Raw genomic sequence first — 24,462 nt, forward strand, 5'->3', positions numbered from 1 at the left:
ATGCTCTCACTGAAAGACAAAAAAGCCTGGTCATCATACATCCGTCTGCTGAGTTACTGCAGGCCTTATAAAATGAGGCTTGCGGCTGCTCTGGCCTGTATGGTGCTTTCCGCGATATTCGGGATCATCCCGCCGTGGCTGATAAAAAACGTCGTGGATGATGTCCTCATCAACAAGGAATCTTCCACACTCGACCTTTTGGCTTTCGGTATCGTCGCGCTCTATATCCTTAAGGCCCTCTTCGGTTACGGTCACATGTATCTTATGACGTGGGTCGGCCAGAAGGTCGTAATAGACATAAGGCTGGAATTATATGACCACACACAGAGGCTTTCCCTGGCCAAACTCTACAGCAAGCGCTCCGGAGAATTTCTCTCAAGGATAACCAACGACGTGGCGACGCTCCAAAACATACTCGCAGCAGTCGTTGTCGATTTCGTGGTCCAGGGCTGCACTTTTATCGGGATAATCTGCTTCCTCCTCTTCATAAACTGGAAGCTTACGCTTGTTACTTTCGTGGTCACCCCGCTGGCAGTTCTGGTGATAGACAAAGCCTCATCCAAACTGCGCGAAGTGGGGGGGACCATACAGGAAAAGCTCGCGATGGTCGCGGCCATAGCTCAGGAAGCGCTCTCATCCATAAGGATAGTCAGAGCTTTCGTGACGGAAGAAAAAGAATATGCGAGGTTCGAAGATGAGAGCAACAGGCATTTCAAGGCTGTGATGAAGGGAACGCAGGTCAGGGGACTTCTTGAAGGAATAGTCGAGGTCATCCTTATTGCCGCGCTTGCCTTTATCCTGTGGTTCGGAGGAAGGGATGTCATAAAAGGCAGGCTCACGGCCGGCGAACTCCTTGCGTTTCTTACGTACATAGGACTTCTTGTTCAGCCGATAAGGGTACTCAGCAGGGTGATAAGCACAATACAGCAGGGTGTGGCATCTGCTGACAGGGTATTTGAGATACTTGATGAGAAGAACGAAGTCCCTCTGCCCGATGACCCTGTGGTCCTTAGTCCGATGGAGGGACGCATCTCTTTCAGGGACGTCTGGTTTGCATATAACGACAAGGCCTGGGTGCTCAAAGGACTGGATTTTGAGATAGTAAACGGGCAGAAGGTAGCCGTAGTTGGATCTACCGGTGCGGGAAAATCGACGCTGGCAGACCTGGTGATGAGGTTTTACGACCCTCAGAAGGGCCGGATATTGATCGACGGTACAGACATCAGGCAGCTGGACCTTAAAACGTACCGAAGACAGATAGGTGTCGTCCCCCAGGATCCTGTCCTCATGAAGGGTACCCTCGCATACAACATAGGATACGGATTTGAGGGGGTCACTGACGCCGACCTGATCAAAGCTGCGGAGATCGCAGGTATTCTAGATTTTATAAGGAGCCTTCCTGACGGATTTGATACAGGCGTGGGTGAGAGGGGAGTTACATTGAGCGGAGGACAGAGACAGCGTATCGCCATCGCCCGGGCTGTAGTAAGGGATCCGAGGATACTGATAATGGATGAGGCGACATCTTCGCTCGATGCGCTTGTTGAACAGCAGGTTCAGGATGCCATGAGAAAGGCCATGGAAGGCCGGACCTCGATAATAATTGCACACAGGCTTTCAACTATACGCGATGCCGGCAGGATCGCGGTCCTTTCAGGCGGAAAACTTGTGGAACAGGGCACACATGAAGAACTGATCTCAATGAAGGGACACTATCACAGGCTCTTCATGGCGAGCAACGGAGAACACGGCGAAGAAAATGTCAAAGTTGCTGCGCAGTTATCTTAGATATGCCAGGGGGGAGAAAAAGATCTCTCCCTGGGTACTTTTATACCCGCTCCAGTTTATCACCCGTATGTGGATGAAGCTAAGGATAAACTTGTACGCAAGGGGTCTGCTGAGTGTTACCGAGCCTCCGCTTCCAGTCGTGAGCATTGGCAACAACAGCCTGGGAGGAACCAACAAGACTCCCATGACAGAGCTTGTCGTCAGGCAGTTTCAGGAAGCGGGCATAGAGGCCGGGCTGGTAAGCAGGGGATACAGGACCAGGGAACATGGTCCGATCTGGATAGGACAGGACGAGGAGAGCACCCATAGGGATACGGCCGGGGACGAACCGCTCATGCTTGCAAAGAGGCTTCCGGGAGTGAAGATAGTCGTATCCAAGGACAGGGTCCAGGGCGTTACCCTTCTTGCCTCGCTGGGTGCCAAGGTCGCGGTCACGGACGACACCTTCCAGCACAGGAGGATGGCGCGTGATGTGGACATAGTGCTTGTTGACGCTACATGCCCCTTCGGAAACGGCAATGTTATCCCTGCCGGCTCAATGAGAGAGCCCAAGTCAGCTTTCAGCAGGGCCGACATCCTTGTGATAACCAAGGCGAACCAGGCTGATCCGGAACAGCTGGCTTCGACCAGGGCGGAACTGGAGAAGCTTCTTGATCCGCGAAAGATATTTACGGCAGAGATCAGGATGGAATCATGGATAGAGATCCGGGGAGGAAGGGAACGGACCGCTCCGGCAGATGACAGACCGAAGGGCAGTTTTCTAGCCTTCTCGGCGATAGGGAGTCCCGCGGGGTTCTACCGCTTTCTGGAGCAGGAAGGCATATCGATAACAGCGCACCGCACTTTCAGGGACCACCATATCTTTACAGCAAACGACATTGAAAAACTTGTTGAACTTGCAGTCAGCTTGAATGTGGACGGGTTTATCTGCACGGAAAAGGACCTTGTCAACCTTCCGTCCGATCTGGATCTGGATATCCCCATATATATTCCCCGCATCGTAGTATCATTGGATGATGACCTTGGGTTCAGGACTAAGGTCATGGATAAGCTGAAGCCCAATCTGATGGTGGCATCCAACGGGTATGGCGAGGATGCGATCGGTGTTGTGCTTGCTAAAAAAATGAAAAAACGCTTCAGCTCGGCGGAAGTCTCTGCATTTGCTTTCGTTGGATCGGGCACGCATTACAGGAACGAAGGGTTCAGGGTGCTTTCCCCTTCGATAGAAATGCCAAGCGGAGGAGTAATAAAATACAGCATCATTGAGTTTATCAAAGATCTGAGGCACGGCCTGGGGAGTTCAATAACATCGCAGATGAGCGCCCTTTCGTCCCTTTACAGTAGATACAGGACTCCGGTCTGCGTAGGCGATGTATATCTTCTTGCAAGTATGCTCTGGGGACAGGGCATGAAACCGGTGCTTGTCGCAACGGCAAAATCCGTCCATCTGAGCGGACATCTGTCTGTTGAGCAGTTCCTGCTTAGGCACAGGAGCAGGTTTGTATGGACACGGGACTCTGAGACTGCTGAAGAGCTCAGGGCAGGTGGCGTCAATGCCGAATTCTGCGGCAACCCGGTCATGGATCTGATAGACAAGGAGAGGCCTGAAGCGAACGTTTGGAACGGCATGGAGGGGGCCAGGGTGCTTCTTCTGCCCGGCAGCCGTCCCAGAACTTACGATGATGTTAAACTTATACTTGATGCTGCAAAAGAACTTTCAGAGAGAACAAAGTGCAGTTTTGTCATGGTCCCTGCCCCTATGATAGATGTCGGCAAACTGGTCGAAAACCTTGAGGGATGGATATTGATGCCTGAAAACTGCATGCTCGTGTCTGAAGAGACAAAAGTCAGGATCTTCATCGGAGAAGTGGCGGATGCTGCCGTTCGGGCCGAGCTGCTTATAGGGCTGGGAGGTACCGCGAACCAGCTGTGCGCGGGCCTGGGCGTACCGGTGGTCTCAATTCTTGAGAAGGGCAAGCTGATACAAAAAAAACTTCTCAAAGAGGCTGAAGTGCTTGTAAAAGCGGATCCCCTGGAACTGGCAAAAGCTGCCGAAAAAATACTTTCCGACCCCGATCTGAGGAACAGTATGAAGGATGCCGGGATACGCAACCTGGGCGGGACAGGTGCTCTTGACCATGTTGTCGAGTATTGCGCATCCGCGCTTGGATGGGATAATAGATGCACCGTATACGAGAAATACCGTTCCTTTATCGAGAAAAGGAATGGAGTGGGATCGACCGCTGAAAAGGAGTTGTAAGGAATGAACAATGACCCGTCACAGAGGATAACGAAAGTCAGGGTCCGAGACATCACAGTAGGAGGAGATAAACTTGCGGTGGCGGCGGGCCCGTGTGTGCTTGAGAGCTATGACGGAGCATACGCCATAGCTGAGGAGATGAAAAAACTCTGCCTGGAATTTGGCTTCGGTTATATATTTAAGGCCTCATTCGACAAGGCAAACAGGACATCGATCGCGAGCTACAGGGGACCGGGGATAGACGAAGGGCTCCTCTGGCTGAAAGATATAGGAAGCAGGCTTGATATACCGGTGGTGACAGATATGCACGAACCGTGGCAGGCTGAAAAGCTTGCTGAAGCAGTGGACCTCATCCAGATCCCCGCTTTTTTGTGCCGCCAGACAGACCTGCTGGTCGCGGCAAGCAAAACAGGCAAGCCCCTCAACATCAAAAAGGCTCAGTTTATGGCGCCCGAAGACATGCGATCGGTAGTGAACAAGTGCCGGGAGGCCGGCAACGAAGAGATCATCCTCTGCGAGAGGGGAACGGCCTTCGGCTACCATGAACTCTCCGTGGATTTCCGTTCGTTTCCCGTAATGAGAGGCCTGGGTTTTCCCGTAATGTTCGATGCCACCCACAGTGTGCAGAAGCCGGGAGGACAGGGGGACAGAAGCGGAGGGGACAGATCCTTTGTCCTGCCTTTGATCCGTGCCGCGGTCGCAGTAGGGATAGACGCCCTCTTTATGGAGGTCCATCCCGACCCGGATTCTGCGAAGTGCGACGGCCCCAATATGGTGCCTCTTCGCAGTATGCGTGAGGTGCTGAGGCAGACTTCTGAAATCGACAGGATCGTAAAAGAAAAGATCGGATTTGCTTCTCTGGACTGGGCAGGTGAATAGATATGGACCTTCCGTACGAACGCGAAGAAAAGAAATTTTCTGATGAGGAGATGCTGAAAGCAGGGAGAAACATCCTCCAGAAGGAGGCGGAGGCACTGGTGTCAGCGGCATCAAGGGTCAGCAACGAGCTTGTTTCTGCGGCGCACCTTCTTAGCCGCTGCAAGGGACGGGTAGTGGTGTCCGGCCTGGGCAAGTCGGGGCATGTCGGAAGGAAGACTGCAGCAACATTCGCATCGCTGGGGGTCCCGGCCTTTTTTCTCCATGCAACGGAAGGGGCCCACGGGGACCTCGGCATGGTCTGCCGTGAAGATCTGGGCTATTTCCTGAGCAACAGCGGCGAGACCAGGGAACTTATTGACATAATCCCATATTTTAAAAGGTTGGGGGCACCGATAATAGCAGTGACCGGAAACAACTCCTCCACACTTGCGAGGGAGGCTGACGTTGTTTTGAACTGCCACGTTGAATCGGAAGCCGATCCCCTCGGTCTTGCCCCGACAAGCAGCACGACGCTCCAGATGGCCCTCGGTGATGCTGTTGCTGGAATGGCGACTCTCCTCCTCGGTCTGGGGAAAGAGGATTTTGCCCTCTTCCACCCGGGCGGATCGCTTGGCAAAAAACTTCTCCTGAGGGTAAGGGATCTTATGGGGACCGGAGATAAACTCCCGGTGACAAAGGAATCCGCACTGGTCAGGGATGCGCTTTTTGAGATAACCAGCAAGGGCTATGGCGCAACTGCGGTCGTCAATGACGACGGCAAACTGGTGGGTGTGTTTACTGACGGCGATCTGAGGCGTTTTATTGAAAGGGAGGGAGTGCAGGGGCTTGACCTGCCGGTACATCTGGGCATGACTCGTACTCCAAGGGTCATATCTCCCGAGAGACTTGCCGTTGAGGCCGTCCGTATAGTAGAAGAGTGGGAAGTCTCTGCTCTGATCGCGGTCGAAGACGACAAGCCGGTAGGTATGGTCCACATACATGAAATACTCAAGGCGGGGGTGGCCTAGCTGTCGCTTCTCAGATCGCTCTATCAGCCCCTCATCGATTCAGTATTCTTTCTCTCATGGCCTAAACTGAAAAATAAGTACAGCGAAGGCTATGAAGAGAGGAGGGGGTTTCAGTCAGCTGAATTGCTTGAAAAGCTTGCGGGAAGAAGGCCCTTTTGGGTCCACGGAGTCTCTGTCGGCGAAGTACAGGCGCTGATCCCTGTCATAAGGTCATCAAGAGACTCAGGATATAACGGACCTATCGTAATATCAACGACGACTGAAACGGGAAAAGAGATGGCCTTTCGTCTGGGAGAAGGCCTATTTGACCGCCACATATACTATCCCTGGGACAAAAAAGATTTTGTTCAAAGGTCTGTCAGAAGTATGGACCCATGGGCATTCGCCACAGCAGAGACCGAACTGTGGCCCAATATGCTGTGGGAGCTCAGGGATGCTTCCGTGCCCGCTTTCCTGGTTAACGGAAGGATCTCTGACAGGACATGGAAACGCATGAACGGGCCTTTAGCGAAAAAAATCGGAGCATCGGTCTACAGTCTCTTTACAGAGATATTCCTGAGAGAGAAGAGAGACGTTGAGAGGCTCATTTCAATAGGGGTCCCCGAAGCAAAACTCGATCTGCTCGGAGACACGAAAACTGATGCCCTTTTGTCAAGAAAAGACAAGCCTGCAGCTGAGAGATGGAAGAAAATTTTTGAGGCTGACAGATATAAAATATTCATAGCGGGAAGTACACACACCGGAGAAGACGAGCAAGTCCTAAGGGCTTTTGAGATCCTAAGAGGAAGGTTCGGCCGGACAAAGCTGATCGTCGCTCCCAGACATCCGGAAAGGGCTGAAGAAGTTCTTGCTCTTGCAAAGCAGAAGTTCAGTGCGGGTCTGCTGTCATCCGAAGACTGCGGCAATGATGTCATCATCGTAGACAGGATCGGTGTGCTTTTTGAGCTTTACGGGACGGCAGCTTCTGCGTTTGTCGGCGGAAGTTTTGCGGATAAGGGCGGACAGAACATCCTTGAGCCTGCATCATGGGGCATCCCTGTGCAATATGGTCCCCATATGGAAGACTTCGCCGAGGCGTCAGATGAGTTCATAAAACTCGGCATAGCGACACAGGTGCCTGACGCCGGGAGCCTTGGCGAGGTATGGTCAAAGATAATGGAAAGATCCGGCGGTGAAGAGGGCGAGCGCATCAGGAGGATCAGTGAACAATATTTTGAGCGCTCTTCCGGATCTTCTGTGAAGACATGGGAGCGTATTTACAGATACCATGATCCGGTCTGAACGCTGTACGGCCTGAGTGGCCGATCGATAGGAAAAGATCTGCTGACAGCAGGGAGGGGTATAAATGGAAATTAACAGGGCTCTTTTGAATGACTTTTTCAACGGACTGGATGAACGCTCCAGAAAAGCGCTTGACTCTGCAGTAACAAAAGTGGTCGAAACGAAGAAAAAGAACGGGAAAGTCGCCGTCGTGACAGGAAGCGGCCCCAATATCCACGAAGGGGTCACTACGCTTATCGCGGAACTGATAGGCAAGGGGATCATCGACGGAGTTACTACAAGTTCCGCCGTGATCAACCACGAGATGGGCGGAGCCCTGGACAGGGTAAAGATGTGCGATGCGTCTCAGCTCGGACTGGACCGTACGAAAATGCCGAGGGGCAATGTATTTGAATTCACAGACCTTTCGGAAGAAGAGACTGACATTTTACGCAAGGAAATGCTGCTTGACGAAGACCTGCTGAAAAAGGGTAAGTCAGCGGAGGGCAGGATGGTCATAAAAGCGGCGGGAAACATGGCTTACCCCATGGGACTGAGGACTGAAAAGATAGCGGAAGAGATACTCACACTCTCAAGGCTGTCCGGACTCCCCTTTGAAACGATAGCCGGCTGGGGCTGTGACAGCAGGACCATGCTGGGCGTAGGAGCCGAGAAGGGAGTGCCTGTGCTTGTAACGATCCCGCAGATGGTTGGCGGGGGTCATGTGGGACTTGCGGTAGGCGACAGCATCCCTGTAGCGGAGCGCTCAAAAAGGATAGCTGACATGCTTGGAAAGGCTGATGTCATAATAGAATCCGCAGTTGCACTGACTCAGGAGATCCACGACGGCCCCTTCGAAACGTACACCGGACACGGCATCTGGTCATGGTGGCAGGGACAGCCTGTCTACAGCCTCGAGAAGAAGACTCTGATCAGGTTTGACCTGGATGAAAATCTTAGGCTTGCACAGGATCTGCAGAGAGAGAGCTCTATGATACAGGAAGCGATAGACAAAGGACTTCCAAAGACAAAAATATCAAAAATACCTTTCAGGATGGAAATGTCTGCATTTGCCCGTCACGAAGGAAGCATTCCCGTCATCGGAGACATCGGGATGATCTGGCCGGTCTTTGCTCTCAGGATAGCTGACGGGCTCGGGATAAAGCTGGACTTCATCAGCTATAAGCAGGAGACGGAAGAGGGCAGGGAGATGCGTGAATGGATAGTCAGGAACGTTAAGTCCCTGGACAGAGGAAAGATGCTTGAAAAATTCAGGGAATGGGATGCGAAGAGATGAATTTACCAAGGATACTCGGTGTGATACCTTCCAGGTTCGCATCTACAAGGCTGGCCGGCAAACCGCTTCTTGATATCTGCGGGAAACCGATGGTAGAACACGTTTACAGGCGAGCTGTGGCTTCGGGCGTTTTTTTCAGAGTCGTGATAGCGACCGATGATGAGAGGATATACAACGCGGCCGAAAAATTCGGAGGAGACGTCCTGATGACGAGGGCAGACCACCCTGACGGTTCCAGCAGGGTGGCAGAGGTCGCAAGATCCATAGATACCGACTACGTTATAAATATCCAGGGAGACGAACCGATGCTCGATCCAAGGATGCTCAGGGAACTTGCCGAGGGTATAGTATCCGACCCCGGAGCCGATTCGGCTACTGTGTGCGTTCCGATCACGGACGACAAAGACTTCAGCAACCCCAATATCGTCAAGGTAGTTACAGACCAAAGAGGCAGGGCGCTCTATTTCAGCAGGTCGCCCATACCTTTCAGGCGAAACGACACTGAATGTCCGGTATGGGAGCACCTGGGGATATATGCCTTCACTAAGGAATTCCTGCTGAAATTCGTCGAACTGCCCTCAACTCCGCTGATGCAGTCAGAATCATTGGAGCAGCTCAGGATATTGGAACACGGTTACACGATGGCAGTGATAGCTACAAAATATCCATCACTGGGCCCCAACGTCAACACAGAGGAAGACCTGCAGACAGTCAGAAAGATCCTTGCGGAAGAAAAGGAAAAGAACAAATCGCAATGAGCGAAGGCAAAAGCATCAGGCTGATAGTCATCCTGAGCGACGGCATCAGGGGCCATCTGAACCAGAGCCGCGGTGTTGCGCTCTGGCTGTCGGGTATGACAGGCGCCGAGATACTGGAAACAGAAGTTCCGATACTCAGCGGAGCTGCAAGGACCAGGGCGAAGGCCGCGGCGAGAAAACTGGTAACGGGAAACAGGAGAGACGCCAGGGACTGGCTTGCCATGGCTGACGGCGATGCAGTAGTCAGAAGGGTGGGGCAGTGGTTTGCAGAGAGGGACATACGTGAGGGCACAAGGGAAGTCCTGCTCATCTCAGCAGGCAGCACCCCCGCGCCATATAACCTGGCCCTTGGCTACATATGGAGATGTGCGTGCGCGACTGTAATGACTCCCGGTGTTGTAGGTACTGATCCTTTTGACTTTGCCATAGTACCTGAACATGATTATCCCGAGAGAAAGCCTAATGTGCTTGTAACGCTTGGATCTCCCAACCCGATCATGAAAAGTGAGCTAAAAAAAGAGGGCGAAGCGTTGCTTAAGGAATTTCCGCCCCATTCCTCAAAAATATGGTCGATCCTTATAGGCGGAGATGACGGGAACTATTCCGTTACTCCAAAATGGATAAAAAAATATGTCGGGCACATAATGAAAATAGCCGAGCAGGAGGGGGCCGACCTTTATATCACCACCTCCAGAAGGACCCCTTCAGGAGCAGCAGCAGAACTTAAATACTTAGCATCACACTCTGTTGCTGTCAGATACCTCCTTATCGCGTCCGAAAGCGATTTCAACCCTATTCCCGCAATGCTGGGCTTCTCGGCGGAAGTCTTTTGTACCGAAGACTCTGTCAACATGGTATCTGAGACAGTCACGGGAGGGCACAGGGCCGTTCTGTTAAGAGTAGAACACAAAAAAGGGATAAAAAAGATCCTTCAGGATGTGACGGCATGGCTCGTCGGAGTCGGTGCCCTGGCACCGAATATGCTGTGGGGCATCCCGAGGTTCGATCTTGTCTTTGAACATTTCGCAAGGCATGACGCCCTTCTTGAGTTCAGGGAGTGGATAAAAAAGAGGCACGAGAGTTTCCTGGTTCCTCAGGACGAAGATGAAAGAAAGATGTGGGAAGAATTCAACGAGGCAAAAAGAGCTGCAGGGTGGATATATGAGAACTGGCAATGAGATTCAAAACAGTAATTTAACAGATTAAAAACAGAAATATTTTGTTATGATACTGACTTAGATATTGAGGACCGAACCAGATATGAAAAGCATCAAGCATGAAAGGAATGATGATATGAAAAAGATATCCGGTACGATTTTGATCGCATCCATGGCACTTGCTCTCATGACCCTTCCCCTTTCGGCACAGACATCCGTACCTGCGGCCGGCACGACACAGCCCGCAGCTCCGGTCCAGCAAAAGACCGAAACACCGTCGGTCCAGACGGACCCGGCACAGAAAACAGCGGCCCAGCCTGCAGAGAGCATTCCCCAGGTAAGGCCCCTGAAACCATCTCCGATGGAAGTGGGGGAACCCGAGACAGAAGAATCACTTCTGGTCTCTGCCGAGTGGCTGAAGAAAAATAAGGGGCAGGTCATCCTTGTGGATGCAAGACCGGAAAGCCTTTATACGGGAGGACACATACCAGGTGCGGTCAACGCGAGCTGGACATATTTTGCAAACATGAACGCTCCGACCGGCACAAAAAAATGGGGAACGATATGGCAGCCTGCGACAATGGCAAAGAGGATCGGAGCCCTGGGAATAAACGGCAAGAAACCGGTCGTTGTATACGATGACGCAGGAGGCTGGGGGCAGAGCGGCTGGACCCTATGGATACTCAGGATGAGCGGCATCAAGAACGCAAAGATACTTGAGGGTGGCTTAACCGCCTGGAAGAAAACAGGAGGCGCAATCTCCAGATCTGTCCATAAAAACAAGGCTGTATCATTTTCGATCAAACAATTCAAGGAACATTATCTTGTAGACACAGACTGGATAAACAACAATATGGGCAAGAGCGGGTTAGTCCTGCTTGATGTCCGGACACCCGCAGAGTATCAGGGTAAAATAAGGCCTTTCCAGGAGAAGAGAGCGGGACACCTTCCGGGAGCAGCCAACATAGAGATGCAGAATTTTGTGAACGGTGATTATCATTTCAAGGAAGCCGAAGAGATCGTTGAGCTCCTTCAGAAACACGGCATAACGCCTGATAACGAGATAGTAGTCTATGACACGGCCGGAGTAAGGGCATCCTTTGTGACGATGGCTCTCCGCTATGCCGGATTCCACAAATCACAGTGCTATGACGAAGGTTTCCAGGCATGGGCAGGCAACGCGGAACTTCCGCTCGAGAGGGCAGAGTGATCTGCCTCTATTAGGCCATTTTTTTGGTCATGCTGTGAAAAATGCGCCCCCGGAATGGATCCCGGAGGCGCATTAAATTTTTTCTGAATTGCGGGATCAATATCTGGTGAGGATATCCTTTAGCTTTTCCTCGTCGATGTTCCCCCCCGAAATTACTATCCCCGTCTTTCTTCCTTTAGGGTCGATCTTTCCTGCGAGAAGGGCCGCGACTCCCACTGCGCCTGCACCCTCAACTATCTGATGGTGTTCTCTGTGCAGGAATGCAATGGCTTTTGCAATGTCTTCCTCTGTTATCTCAAGGATGCCGGCCACGCGTTTTTTCGCAAGGGAGAGCAGGCTTTGAGGTATGTAGCCTGCAAGCCCGTCAGCCAGGGTCTCAAGGTATTCCACTTCTTTTACGATGCCGTCGGCCCATGAGACCACCCATGGATTTGAGGCGACTGACTGAACACCCCATATCTCGACGTCCGGGTTCAGCCCTTTTGCGGCTATCGCTATCCCATTCATCAGTCCGCCCCCGCCCGCCGGTATGATAAGAAGTCCGATGTCGGGCTCATCTGTGAACATTTCAAATCCCGCGGTGCCCTGTCCGGAGATCACCGTCGCATCCTCAAAAGAGGAGACATAGGTCATTCCCGTTCTATCAGCCTGTTCGTGCGCGGAATGCTCTGCAAAATCATAATCCCCGCTGGTCACCACAAGTTCGACGTACTCGCCGCCCCTTCTCTTTATCGCGGACTTTTTTGTTTCCGGGCATACGTTAGGGACGAAGATCTGTGTCCTGATCCCGAGTTCTTTAGCTGCAAGCGCGACTCCCTGTCCGTGGTTCCCACTGGAACATGTCACGACGCCTTTAGCCCGTTCTTCAGGAGTAAGGGAATTCATCTTATAGAGGGCGCCTCTCAATTTGAAAGAGCCGCAGAGCTGCTGGTTTTCCCATTTGATGTAAACAGGCGCGCCGCATATCTCGCTCAGCGGGAATGAATATTCTGTGGGAGTGTGCCTGACGCGGTTTTTCAGGAAACGGTATGCCTTGACAACATCAGTAATGCCCGGATCGATCGGTAGTATGTTCAATATCAAGATCAAGTCCTCCTTCTGTCTTTGAGTCTTTACGTCACCAGACCTGTGCGGCATTAAGATATCTATCTTTTCTCTAACTGTGCCGGACAGGTCTCGTGACAAATTGACATCGATATCACAGTAACTATAATCCAATGTATAAGACTTTAAAAGGGATGATCAGAGTAAATGAAAATACTTTTTATTGGATTTGGAAATGTGGCAAAAGAGATGGCCAGGATATTCACCGAAAAAAACCTTTACCCTGCCCTAGATATCTCACCTGAAGTCATTGGCATTTTCACAGGCCGGCACGGAGGTCTGGAGAACAGTGAAGGCATCGGCTTAAATACCGTACTTGCGGAACTAAGACAGAACAACAGGCTTGCCGCGGACGAGAGTGAACTCTCCCCGCTTACTCCTCTTGAGGCTGCCGAAAAACTTGATTATGATGTGCTGGTGGAGCTGTCCGCACTTTCGATCAGGGGAAGAGGCGAGCCGGCCGCCTCCCACATCAGGGCAGCGCTCAAAAGGGGAAAGTCTGTAGCTTCGGCAAACAAGGGCCCTGTGAGCTTCCGTTACGGGGAGTTAAGGGATCTTGCGGAGAAGAACGGAGCCCTCTACCTGTTCGAATCTGCCGTGATGGACGGGGCGCCTCTGTTCAGCTTCTGTCGCCGCTGCATGAAGGGTGCGACGGTAAGGGGTTTCTCAGGGATACTCAACGGGACCACCAACTTCATACTTTCACACATGGAAGAGGGAGGTTCTCTGGAAGAGGGCATAAAAACAGCACAGGAAGCAGGCATAGCGGAGGCAGACCCTTCGATGGACGTTGACGGATGGGATCCTGCCGCAAAGGCCGCGGCCCTGGCAAATGTCCTGATGGGCTCTGATATCACCCCCCTGGATGTTGAGAGGGAAGGGATCAGGTCCGTCACGCCTGAAATGGCTCAGGACGCGGTCAGTAGAGGCATGAGGCTCAAACTTATCTGCAGGGGCAGCAGAGAGGGGAATACCGTCCGCACCTCTGTAAGAGTAGAGGAGGTAAGCAGGGACGACATATTTTGCCTCATATCCCATTACGGCTCCGCTGTACGTATAGAATCGGACCTGATGCATCCAAACACGATAGTGCAGGAGTGTCCTGACCTTCTGGATACGGCATATGGTGTGATAGAGGACCTTATAACAATAAGGGATCACATTAAAAGTCGTAACGATCGACGGCTGGAATAGCTGATCTCATATACGCAGGCCCTGCATTTCCCGGTTAGACCTTTGTGTATATTTTACTTGTCTAATGTGCTGACGTATCAGGCTTGATATAATATGAATATTTGGATCATACCGAGAAGGAGTGATTGAAATGTCATACCCGTTACTCAGAGTTCATCTTGATGTCATGGAGTGCAACATAAACAGGATCGTATCAAAGTGCGCCGAACACGGGATATCCGTCTGGGCTGTCACCAAAGGCCTCTCATGCCCCCTGGAGCTCGCCAGGCGGCTTTCGGGAACAAAGATAACCGCATTGGCAGACAGCAGAATAATGAATATAAGCAGAATGAAGAAGGATGGCATCAAAGCTCCTTTTGCCCTGATAAGGATACCCATGCGGTCAGAGATCGAAGATGTTATAGCGCTCGCCGACTATTCCCTTGTCTCAGATATGGGAACTCTTGAACTGATGTCTAAGGAATGCGAATCAAAAAGGAAGGAACATTCCGTCCTCATTATGGCAGACATGGGAGATCTAAGGGAGGGGTTTTGGCCGGATGAAGCCGAAGCTATAGCGGCGGGTCTGAAAAAGTTGAGCCCAGCGCTCAAAATTGCCGGAATAGGAGTGAATTACGGCTGTGCCAGCGGAGTCCTTCCGTCGAAGGAAAGCATGGCGAGATTCCTCTCCTTTGGCGAAAAGATCGAATCCGAGCTTGGAAGGAAGCTCGAAATATTTTCCGGAGGTGCGACTACACGATCACTTATAGCGATCGACGGAGGACTGTTCCCGAAGAGGATAAACAACCTGAGAATAGGTGAAGGATACCTTCTTGGATCGGACAAATCCTCGGGGGTGATAGTTCCATGGCTTAGGCAGGATACCATGGAACTCGAAGCGGAACTGGTCGAAGTCCGCCGGAAACCCACAAAGCCCATAGGCGAAATAGGCAGGGATGCATTTGGAAACGTACCCCATTTTGAGGACAGGGGGAACAGGTTCCGCGGGATACTTGCAATAGGGAGGCAGGACGTAAACATCGGAGGACTCACTCCGCTTGATGACGGTGTCGAGATAATCACTGCTTCGAGCGACCACCTCCTTGTAGACATCGAGGACTGCCAGAAGAGGCACAAAGTCGGGGATATACTCCGGTTCAGCCTCGACTATCCTGCTATGCTCTCTTCGTCGACATCTCCTTATGTGACAAAAATATATGAAGGGTAGTGCTCTGTATGGCATATGAAGTTACGATAACAGATATCCTCCTTGCCGCAAGGTTCCTAAAAAACAGGACCAGACAAACGCCGCTTGAATACTCTCCGGCACTGAGCAAAGTTGCCGGCGGAAAGGTCTGGCTCAAGCTGGAGAACCAGCAGATCGCAGGATCTTTCAAACCGAGGGGCGCTTTCAACAGGATGTTTGCCATGACCCAGGAAGAGAGAGATAAGGGGGTCATAACCTGTTCAAGCGGGAACCATGCGCAGGGGATAGCAATGGCTGCGAGGGACCTTAAGGTAAAAGCAGTCATATGCGTTCCAGGCCAGTGCCCCCAGGTAAAGCGGGAATCCATACTTGAGAAGGGCGGCGAATATGTAGAACTCCGCATTATTGGCACATACTATGACGAGGCGGAGATAGAGAGCATGAAGATGGCCGAAAGAGAAAACCTGGTCTTTATCTCAGCGTTTGACGATCCCTATGTATCTGCAGGACAGGGGACGGTCGGACTGGAAATGATCCGGGATGAACCGGAGCTAGACGTCATACTCTGTCAGATAAGCGGAGCCGGACTGATACGCGGAGTCGCAACGGCTGCCAAGGCGCTGAGGCCCGGGATCAAAGTCTGGGGTGTTCATGCCAAGGCGAACCCCGCATGGCCTGAAGCTGTCAAAAGGGGCAGGGTAGAGCTTACGGACGAAGAGGTCAGCCTCGCTGACGCACTGGGCGGCGGAGCATGTCAGAACCATCTGGCTTTTGTCCTCAGTGAACTGGAGGGGCTCATAGCTGTCTCAGAAGAGGATATAGCCAGGGGGATCCGCTTTATGTTCGAAAAGCACCATCAGCTCGTCGAGGGGGCGGGCGCCATTGCGGTCGCGGCTGCACTTGCCGGAAGCGTCGACCTTAAGGACAAAAGGGTCGGAATAGTTGTCTCCGGAGGCAATATCGGAGAGGAAAAATTTCTGTCCGCTATGAATTGCGGAAGATAGGAGACACCTATGTACAGGCTCAGGATATTGGATGCGGCGCAATTTATATCCCTGGTCACAATGGATGACGTGATACCCGGAGTAAAAGAGGCCTACAGCCTCTTCTCGTCAGGGAAGGCAGGACTTTTCCCGATAATCACACATGAATTTGATCCGGGCAGGACGGATATGGACATCAAATCGGCATACATGGAGGGATCCGGGATATATGGGCTAAAGATACTGGGATGGAACAGGGACAATCCGTCCCAGCTCGGAGTGCCGGCACTTGCAGGGCTGATAGTTGTCATGGATATCGAACGTCAGCAGCCTGTCGGGATACTTGAGGGCACCCCGGTGACATTTTTGAGGACTGGGGCGGCAGGGGCGATCGGGGTGGAAACTCTTGCCAGGCCTGAGTCGGAAGATGCTGTTGTGGTTGGTTCAGGAGCTCAGGGAAGGGCTCAGTTGATGGGGCTTTCAAAGGTAATGCCGAAACTGAAAAAGGTCGGCCTTTTTGACGTCCTCGACTCCTCTGCTGAAAAGATGGCAGAAGAGGTCAGATCGCAATACCCGGGGATCAAAATAACTGCATTCCCCTTTGCATCACTGGAGGATCATGTGAGAAATGCAGACATTATTGTAACATGCACGCCGTCTAAAAAAAGTTTCATCAAAAAGGACTGGCTAAGAAAGGGTTCTCACATTAACACCATCGGAGCGGACATGCCGGGGAAACAGGAAATCGATCCGTGGATAACGGCAAATGTCAGGGTCTTTGGTGACTCAAGGCACCAGGCCGCCCAAAAGGGGGAGTGCCAGCACGCTGTTTCGGCCGGGCTGATCAAACCGGATGACATAACAGAGATAGGAGAAGTCCTCAACGGGACTAAGCCCGGAAGGATGTCCCCGGATGAGATAACGATGTTTGACGCAACAGGAATGGCGCTTCAGGATCTTATCGCTGCAAAGGCCGCGCTTGAAAGGGCGGAGGCTCAAAATATCGGCACGGTCGTGGAGATGGAACAGTAACTGCCGGCGAAGCAATACAACAAAAACGCTTTGAGAAGAGGCAAAACAAAAAAAGACAGCGAGGTAGATCCACAAAATGAATAAATACTGGCACGGAGTTGCCATGACGCTTATCGCTGCAGTATGCTGGGGCATAATGAGCCCGATCGCAAAGGTCCTTGCAGGTGCAGGAATAAGTCTTATGTCTGTTATGGCGTTTCGTGCCCTTTTTGTTGTAATTATAATGGGGCCATATCTCTGTTACACTAAAGGCCGGGAAGTATTCAGACCTGACAGTAACATGCTCTCTTTCTACTTCCTCTCAGGATTGCTTTCCGTGGTCTTTTCCGGAGGGGGATTCCTGATGTCCTTAAAATACCTCTCCGTGGCTGAAGCACTTATCATTCACTACACATTTCCTCTGGTGACACTCCTTGGCTCGTTATGGATAACACGTGAGAGGCCGACCACTCTCCAGGTGATCTCAGGCTTTCTAATAATCGCCGGTGTATATTTGGGTATGGTAGGAGGAGAAAAGACCTTTTCGGGAATATCCGTCCCAGGTTTGATGTGGGCCCTTCTTGCAATAGTGGGCATCTCAGGACAGGCACTTGTCGCACGAAGAGTATGCAAAGGACAAAAGACAGACCAGATGACACTGCTCTTTTTCGCACATCTACTTGGCGGCATCGTTCTTGCCGTCGGCAAAAGCGCTCTTGTCGGATGGGACGACATTAACAATTTTACGCCGCCTCTTTTCGCACTTATGGCATTCCAGGCCTTTTGCGGCAGCCTTCTTGCATACGGGCTCTTCTATACTGCGCTGAAGTATGTGCCGGCTGCGACTGTCAGCCTTCTGTGCACGCTTGAGATAGTCGTTGCAGTAGGCCTGACGTCCCTGCTGTTGGGGCAGTCGCCTTCTACGCAGGAAGTGATGGGCTGCGGAATTATAATTATTGCAATTGTCTGCGCTACTGTCAGAACTTGTAAAAATATATGTTGATCGATTTTAACTAATATTTATCCCCCTTCTTCGACAATTAGGTGTAAAATCAAGTCGAATTTTTAAAAACGCATTATTTTATTCTTTGCGATATCAAATTGAGGGGGAGATCTTATTGTCATTGGAAACAAAACAAAGAGACGCTTTCAGTTCAACTCTGGCTGCATTGATGGTATCCCTTGGTTCTGCCGTCGGCCTGGGAAATATCTGGAAATTCCCGTACATGACAGGCACGGGCGGAGGCGGGGCTTTTCTTGTCCTTTACCTCTTTTTTGTCTTTATGGTCGCAGTCCCGATTATGATAAGCGAGTTTGTCATAGGCCGCAGATCAAGGATGAATCCTGTCGGTGCCTTCAGAAAACTGGATAATGATCCAAGGTCGCCCTGGTCGGGTATCGGCTTTATGGGAGCCCTTGCCGCATATCTGATAATGTTCTTCTACAGCTGTGTGGCGGGATGGGTATACTATTACACATTTAAGGCGGCAACAGGAGCCTTCGCAGGCATTACGGCCGAGAAGGCCGGGGCTATGTTCGGCAGCGCCATCGGTGCAGGCACGGCGGGCGGCAGCTTCTTCTCGGCAGCGGTACTCTCACCGATATTCTGGCAGGTCCTTGTCCTTTGTGTCATAGGCGCAATTATTTCCCTTGGTGTCTCGAGCGGCATAGAGAAGGCTATCAGGATAATGATGCCTGTACTTTTCATACTTCTCATAATTTGTGCGATCAGGGCCCTGACCCTGCCCGGAGCTTCAGAAGGTCTCCGTTTTCTTTTCCATGTGGATTTCTCTCAGATCACTCCTTCGGTCACGCTTGCGGCAATGGGGCTTGCCTTCTTTAAACTCTCTCTGGGAATGGGGACGATGATAACATACGGATCCTATTTTACTGCCGATTCGGATCTCTCAACAGCTCCTCTCAAGATAGCCATCGCTGATATCTGTGTTTCGATGCTTGCGGGACTTGCCATATTCCCAACGGTATTCTCCTTCGGAGTCGAACCTGGGGCAGGGCCGGGTCTGCTCTTTATCACCATCCCACTGGTTTTCTCGCAGATGCCCTTGGGACAGGTGCTGCTTTTCGCATTTTTCCTGCTTACATCATTCGCAGCCAATGGTGCGATGCTCTCACTGGTAGAAGTTCCTACGGTCTGGATGTCGGAAGAATTCAACATGCCCCGTAAAAAGGCCGCGATCCTCAACTGCGCCATAATTGCCGTGGTAGGGGTCCTTGCGGCGGGATCTGCAGACAGCTCGAGCTTCTTCGGGGGCATCAAGGTCATGGGAAGGGGATTCTTCGACCTCTTCGACTTCATATCATCCAACATTTGTCTGCCGTTGGGAGGGCTCTTCATTGCTCTCTATGCGGGATACAAAATGAAGGAAAAGGATCTCAGGGATGAACTGACCAACCACGGGAAGCTGAACAACGAGGGCAAGGTGATACTGATCAGATTCCTTCTTCGGTACGTGACTCCCCTTCTGGTGCTGATAATATTCCTAAACTCTGTAGGAGTGCTGAAATTCTGACATTAGCCCGATAATATATTTATCGCTTGATATGGAGACAGGCGCATGCCCAGGGGCATGCGCCTGTCTGTTTTCTGCAGAAGCAACGGATACGGTCCTGCAGGTCTGATTTTCAGTCCACTTGATCCAGGACATCAAATATCAGTTCAGATAAGAAATTTGTTTACAATTTATTTATTTCTCCTCAAGCATCGCCCTTGCCGCCCAGAGGCCCGATGCCGATGCCTGTATTACCCCTCTTGTGACTCCGGCTCCGTCGCCGGCTGCGTAAAGCCCCTTTATCGAAGTTCTGAGTCCGCTGTCGAGAGCTACTTTAAGGCTGTAAAACTTGACCTCTACACCGTAGAGTAAAGTGTGTCCGCTGTTTACTCCCGGAATTATGTTGTCCAGGGCGGCAAGCATTTCCATTATGCCTACCAGGTGCCTGTAGGGAAGGACGCAGGCAAGGTCGCCGGGCTCCGCGCTCGTAAGGGTCGGCCTTACAAGTCCCCTGGCTATCCTATCCGGTGTCGAGCGTCTGCCTTTACGGAGGTCGCCAAGCCTCTGGACGATTATCCCCCCGCCAAGCATATTTGCCAGACGTGCGATGTGGCTTCCGTAACCTATAGGATCCCTGAAAGGTTTTGTGAATTTCGTCGAGACCAGTACAGCAAAGTTAGTGTTCTCGGTCTTGCATTCATTCCCCTGGTTCGAGTGGCCGTTGACTGTGAGGATCTCATGGTGGCTCTGGTATTCCGAAGTGACTTCGCCATGGGGGCACATGCAGAATGTGCGCACTTTGTCGTCAAAGGTAGGAGTGTCGAGGAGTGCCTTGACCTCGTAGAACTGGTCCGTTATGTCCTCGGCCCAGGCAGAGGGGATCTCGACTCTGACGCCGATGTCTACAGGCAGCGACTCGATCTCCAGACCAAGTTCCTTAACGGTCTTTTCCATCCATGCAGCTCCCTCGCGTCCGGGTGCAAGAAGGACCCTGTCGGCGTATACCTCTTCTCCGCCGGCAAGCAGGACGCCTGAAACGGATCCGTCGGGATCCAGGATGACTTTTTCGACCATTGTATTGGTTCTTACCTCGCAGCTGCCCTTTATGGTCTCATATATCGCTCCCAGTATTTGCTTGGACTTGTCTGTTCCCATGTGGCGTATCGTTGCGGGGATAATGTCCAGGCCTGACTGAAGCGCTTTGGTGATCACCCTCTTCGCAAGGTCGCCGCTCGGTTTGAATAGGGTGCTGCTCGCACCGTGGTCAAGGTAGACCCTGTCCGCTTCATCGATAAGTGAAAGCAGTTTCTGGCGTCCGCAATACTCCTCCAGGTTGCCGCCGAATTCCGGTGTCAGCGTGAGCTTGCCGTCACTGAAGGCCCCTGCGCCGCCCCATCCGCATACAACATTGCATGGATTGCAGTGAACGCATTCCGGTGCGCCCTTTTTCATAGGGCAGATACGGGCATCTATAGATCTTCCCTTATCTATCAGAAGGACCTTCTGTTCGTTTTTTATAAGTTCCAGTGTCGCGAACAAACCGGCAGGGCCTGCTCCGACAACTATCACATCATATTTGTTTACCATTATTCATTCCCCCGTGTAAAGCAGAAGATCGACCCTGATTAGTATAGCAGAAAAGGCAAGTTAAGCAGAAAGTACATCAACATTAAGATTAAATAGTGATATTATTATGATGTTCAGAATACAAACAAGTTACTTTTTTTGGAGGGAATATAGTGAACATTGTTAAATGTGAAAAGGGCTTCGATCATGCCGGTGTCGAGCTGATTGGGATACTCGCTGAAGAGGCCTCGCCTGAGTCTGTCTTTCTTGCCCCCCTTGAAGGGGAGATGCTCGAACTATGCCGCAGCGCCGTAATAAACGAAAAGTTCAAAGGGAAGGCCGGCACGATGATAAAGATCCCCGTTTTGCACGGGTCGGTCAAATATGTCGTTGTACACGGATTGGGAAATGAAAAAGAGACCTTCCAGGAAAATATAAGGGAGGGAAGTTTTTCGGTATTGAGGACTGCTGCTGCCAAAAGGTGTTCGAACGTACTTCTGGTCATGCCCCGGGCGGAAGAGAGGATATCTTCCAGGTCTGCCGCAGAGGGATCCGTTCTGGGATGCTACGTTTTTGATAAATACCTTTCTCAGGAAGAGGACGAAAAACTTATATCCCCCGACTGTCTCTACGTTGCCGGGGCCGACCAGGAGGGGCTTTCCGAAGGCAGGATCCTGGCAGAGGCACAGTGCTACACAAGAGATATTGCCAACGAACCCGGAAATGTCATAACGCCTGTCGCACTTGCGGAAAAAGCCGTCTCCCTTGCGGAAGAGCTTGGCCTAAGATGTGAAATATGGGATGAGGCGAAGATCCTTAAAGAGAAAATGGGAGCTTTCCACGCAGTTGCGAAAGGCTCCGCCAATCCGCCCAGGTTCATAACCCTTACATGGTCTCCGGAAGGAGAGTGCAGGGGACATGTCGTACTTGTGGGAAAGGGGCTTACCTTTGACAGCGGCGGTCTCGATATCAAGCCTGCTGACTACATGACGACCATGAAGGGCGACAAAAGCGGGGCTTGCGCCGTCCTCGGAGCTGTCAGGGCCGCCGCCGGCTTAAAGCTTCCATGGAAAGTCACGGCAATAATAGCTGCGGCAGAAAATATGCCGGGAGGAAGCGCGTACAGGCCTGACGACATACTGCGCGCCCGGAACGGAAAGACGATCGAAGTCAACAACACAGATGCCGAAGGCAGGCTTACCCTCGCCGATGCACTCGCTTTCGCATCGGAACTGAAGCCCGACAAGATAGTTGACATTGCTACTCTTACCGGCGCCTGCGCCGTAGCGCTGGGGACCAACACGGGAGGCCTCTTCACAAATAACGATGCCTTCGGGGAAGAGGTGCTGGCTGCCGCAAAAATGGCAGGCGAACGTTTCTGGAAACTGCCTATGGACGACCCGACCCTCAGAAAAGCAATAAAGTCACCTGTCGCCGACCTTGTTAATTCGGGAGGAAGGTACGGAGGGGCGATAACAGCGGCGATGTTCCTCGAGGCATTTGTAGGCAAGGATATCCCTTGGGTCCATCTGGATATCGCTGCAGCCGATTTTATTAAGGAACAGAGAAGCTACTATGTCAAAGGCGCATCGGGTTTCGGGACAAGGACCCTGACAACGCTCATCATGACGATGTAAAGGTGGTACGACCGATGGGGGATGTACAGAGAAATGATTCCATAGCACTTATCAACGGCGTTGTCTACCCGATGACATCCCCGGGCAGGGCAAAGGCGCTGTACGCAAAAAACGGCATCATACAGGCTATCGGAAGCGATAAAGAAATACTCTCGCTGTGCGACAGCAGGACTACTGTCCTGGATATAAAGGGAAAGTATCTGATGCCGGGCATGACGGATACCCACAACCATCTACTGGCTACCGGCAGGAGCCTTGAGACCCTTAACCTCTCGGGAACGTCCTCTGTCGAAGAGATCATAGCGAAAAGCCTTGACTTCCTTTCGGGATCACCGATAAGCAAGGGACAGTGGTTTTTCGCGCGCGGGTGGGATCAGAACCATCTTGAGGAAAAGAGGTTTCCCAACAGGCACGATCTGGACAGGATAGCTGCAGATATCCCGCTTTTCTTTGAGAGGTCGTGCGGACATATTGCATCGCTGAACTCCAAAGCACTTGAGATACTGAGGATAGGAAAGGGATTCAAGATATCGGGCGGTGTAGTCAATTCGGATGAAAACGGCGAGCCGACGGGAGTAGTCAGTGAAGCGGCGGTGAACTGGGTCAGGATGAACATTCCGGAGTCGTCCGACGAGACGCTTGCCAGATGGTATAAGAGAGCCGCCGAAGAGATGGTCAAGCTTGGCATTACCTCGGTCCAGACCGATGATCTTGGTATAGTCGGAAGCACAGACAGGATCTTCAGGCTTTACGAACAGATGGAGCTGGACGACAAGATGCCTCTCCGAATTGCGGAACAGTGGCATCTGAGAGATGAAACCGAACTCTCGACCTTTATCGAATGCGGTTATCACCAAAGGAACGGGATCAGCTATTTCTCTTCCGGCCCCCTCAAGATCCATGTTGACGGCACACTGGGTGCCAAGACTGCCGCTCTAAGAGAGGAATATTCGGACGAACCCGGCAACAGAGGCATATACGCGAGGTCGCAGGGTGAACTTGACCGTCTCACCGTGATAGCCCAGGAAGCAGGGATGCAGGTGGCATACTACGCGATCGGAGACGGCGCGATAGAAAGGTGCCTCAATTCCGTTGAATCTGCCAAAGGACCTGCGTCAGATAATGCGGGACCGGTATCGCACAGAATAGTCCACTGCCAGGTCGGAGCCAACGACATATACAGGAGGATGGCAGACCTGGGTGTTATGGCGGACATCCAGCCGGCGTTTGTGACATCAGACTGGCCGATAGTAATGTCAAGGCTCGGAGCGGAGAGAGCCAGATGGAGCTATGCATGGAAGACTCTCCTGCAGTTCGGTATAACAGTGGGAGCGGGATCAGATTCACCTACAGAGCCTCTTGACCCGCTTCTCGGCATAAGAGCCGCAATATTGAGAAAAGACCTTTCAAACCAACCGGAACACGGATGGCTTCCTTCAGAAAAGCTTGACAGAGTCGAGGCCTTTTCCATGTACACAAAGGGAGGAGCGCTGGTATGCGGGGAAGAAGACTTCCGCGGAACACTCGAGGTTGGTAAGGCTGCGGATGTTATCGCCTATATGGAGAACCCGTTCAAGATAGACGACGATGAGATCCAAGATCTTGAAATAGGATTAACGGTAGTGGACGGGAGGATACGCTATATTCGTTAGGAG

The 24,462-nt window shown here is 51.7% G+C and carries 19 protein-coding genes; 17 read left to right on the forward strand and 2 right to left on the reverse strand.

Annotated elements, in window-relative coordinates; translation table 11 throughout:
- The 9 genes from OLM33_01775 (at position 1) to OLM33_01815 (ending at position 11,616) form a co-directional block, all read left to right on the forward strand.
- A complete protein-coding gene (locus OLM33_01775; GenBank protein ID MCW1712405.1) occupies positions 1 to 1,788 on the forward strand; it encodes an ABC transporter ATP-binding protein/permease in 1,788 nt (595 codons plus the stop codon).
- Complete coding sequence (lpxK, locus tag OLM33_01780) at positions 1,760 to 4,048, forward strand: tetraacyldisaccharide 4'-kinase (GenBank protein ID MCW1712406.1); 2,289 nt, start codon at positions 1,760 to 1,762, stop codon at positions 4,046 to 4,048. The genes OLM33_01775 and lpxK overlap by 29 nt, the downstream gene beginning before the upstream one ends.
- A gap of 3 nt (positions 4,049 to 4,051) precedes the next feature.
- Complete coding sequence (gene kdsA, locus OLM33_01785) at positions 4,052 to 4,927, forward strand: 3-deoxy-8-phosphooctulonate synthase (protein ID MCW1712407.1); 876 nt, start codon at positions 4,052 to 4,054, stop codon at positions 4,925 to 4,927.
- Between the two features lie 2 nt (positions 4,928 to 4,929).
- The gene (locus OLM33_01790) at positions 4,930 to 5,934 is read left to right on the forward strand and encodes a KpsF/GutQ family sugar-phosphate isomerase (protein ID MCW1712408.1); all 1,005 of its coding nucleotides are present in this window, start codon (positions 4,930 to 4,932) and stop codon (positions 5,932 to 5,934) included.
- A 66-nt stretch (positions 5,935 to 6,000) separates the two neighbouring features.
- A complete protein-coding gene (locus OLM33_01795; GenBank protein ID MCW1712409.1) occupies positions 6,001 to 7,215 on the forward strand; it encodes a 3-deoxy-D-manno-octulosonic acid transferase in 1,215 nt (404 codons plus the stop codon).
- Positions 7,216 to 7,279: 64 nt separating this feature from the next.
- On the forward strand, positions 7,280 to 8,491 hold the full coding sequence (locus tag OLM33_01800) for a hypothetical protein (GenBank protein MCW1712410.1): 1,212 nt from the start codon (positions 7,280 to 7,282) through the stop codon (positions 8,489 to 8,491).
- The gene (gene kdsB, locus OLM33_01805) at positions 8,488 to 9,249 is read left to right on the forward strand and encodes a 3-deoxy-manno-octulosonate cytidylyltransferase (GenBank protein ID MCW1712411.1); all 762 of its coding nucleotides are present in this window, start codon (positions 8,488 to 8,490) and stop codon (positions 9,247 to 9,249) included. The genes OLM33_01800 and kdsB overlap by 4 nt, the downstream gene beginning before the upstream one ends.
- Positions 9,246 to 10,427: a mitochondrial fission ELM1 family protein gene (locus OLM33_01810; GenBank protein ID MCW1712412.1), complete on the forward strand. Its 1,182-nt coding sequence runs from the start codon at positions 9,246 to 9,248 to the stop codon at positions 10,425 to 10,427. The genes kdsB and OLM33_01810 overlap by 4 nt, the downstream gene beginning before the upstream one ends.
- Before the next feature lie 115 nt (positions 10,428 to 10,542).
- Positions 10,543 to 11,616: a rhodanese-like domain-containing protein gene (locus tag OLM33_01815; GenBank protein ID MCW1712413.1), complete on the forward strand. Its 1,074-nt coding sequence runs from the start codon at positions 10,543 to 10,545 to the stop codon at positions 11,614 to 11,616.
- A gap of 96 nt (positions 11,617 to 11,712) precedes the next feature.
- Here the strand turns inward: OLM33_01815 and OLM33_01820 are convergent, their stop codons facing one another.
- Positions 11,713 to 12,693 carry a threonine/serine dehydratase gene (locus tag OLM33_01820; GenBank protein MCW1712414.1) on the reverse strand — a complete coding sequence of 327 codons (981 nt, stop codon included), beginning with the start codon at positions 12,691 to 12,693 and terminating at the stop codon, positions 11,713 to 11,715.
- A gap of 174 nt (positions 12,694 to 12,867) precedes the next feature.
- Between OLM33_01820 and OLM33_01825 the strand changes: the two genes are divergently transcribed.
- The 6 genes from OLM33_01825 to OLM33_01850 all read left to right on the forward strand — a co-directional run bounded on the left by OLM33_01825 (position 12,868) and on the right by OLM33_01850 (position 19,625).
- The gene (locus OLM33_01825) at positions 12,868 to 13,914 is read left to right on the forward strand and encodes a homoserine dehydrogenase (GenBank protein MCW1712415.1); all 1,047 of its coding nucleotides are present in this window, start codon (positions 12,868 to 12,870) and stop codon (positions 13,912 to 13,914) included.
- Between the two features lie 130 nt (positions 13,915 to 14,044).
- Positions 14,045 to 15,121, forward strand: coding sequence for an alanine/ornithine racemase family PLP-dependent enzyme (locus tag OLM33_01830; protein ID MCW1712416.1), 1,077 nt, complete (start codon positions 14,045 to 14,047; stop codon positions 15,119 to 15,121).
- Positions 15,122 to 15,129: 8 nt separating this feature from the next.
- Positions 15,130 to 16,104: a threonine/serine dehydratase gene (locus OLM33_01835; GenBank protein MCW1712417.1), complete on the forward strand. Its 975-nt coding sequence runs from the start codon at positions 15,130 to 15,132 to the stop codon at positions 16,102 to 16,104.
- 9 nt (positions 16,105 to 16,113) lie between these two features.
- A complete protein-coding gene (locus tag OLM33_01840; protein MCW1712418.1) occupies positions 16,114 to 17,115 on the forward strand; it encodes an ornithine cyclodeaminase family protein in 1,002 nt (333 codons plus the stop codon).
- A 76-nt stretch (positions 17,116 to 17,191) separates the two neighbouring features.
- The gene (locus OLM33_01845; protein ID MCW1712419.1) at positions 17,192 to 18,097 is read left to right on the forward strand and encodes a DMT family transporter; all 906 of its coding nucleotides are present in this window, start codon (positions 17,192 to 17,194) and stop codon (positions 18,095 to 18,097) included.
- 115 nt (positions 18,098 to 18,212) lie between these two features.
- Positions 18,213 to 19,625, forward strand: coding sequence for a sodium-dependent transporter (locus tag OLM33_01850; protein MCW1712420.1), 1,413 nt, complete (start codon positions 18,213 to 18,215; stop codon positions 19,623 to 19,625).
- 174 nt (positions 19,626 to 19,799) lie between these two features.
- Here the strand turns inward: OLM33_01850 and OLM33_01855 are convergent, their stop codons facing one another.
- Positions 19,800 to 21,191: an FAD-binding protein gene (locus OLM33_01855; GenBank protein ID MCW1712421.1), complete on the reverse strand. Its 1,392-nt coding sequence runs from the start codon at positions 21,189 to 21,191 to the stop codon at positions 19,800 to 19,802.
- A 152-nt stretch (positions 21,192 to 21,343) separates the two neighbouring features.
- Here OLM33_01855 and OLM33_01860 point away from each other — a divergent pair, with 152 nt between their 5' ends.
- Positions 21,344 to 22,807 (forward strand): leucyl aminopeptidase, encoded by a 1,464-nt coding sequence (locus OLM33_01860; protein ID MCW1712422.1) that lies wholly within the window; start codon positions 21,344 to 21,346, stop codon positions 22,805 to 22,807.
- 14 nt (positions 22,808 to 22,821) lie between these two features.
- Positions 22,822 to 24,459, forward strand: a complete 1,638-nt coding sequence (locus OLM33_01865; protein ID MCW1712423.1) for an amidohydrolase — start codon at positions 22,822 to 22,824, stop codon at positions 24,457 to 24,459.
- Positions 24,460 to 24,462: the final 3 nt, after the last annotated feature.

Source organism: Synergistaceae bacterium DZ-S4 (genome assembly GCA_025943965.1).
GTDB lineage: Bacteria > Synergistota > Synergistia > Synergistales > Synergistaceae > Caenicola > Caenicola nitritireducens.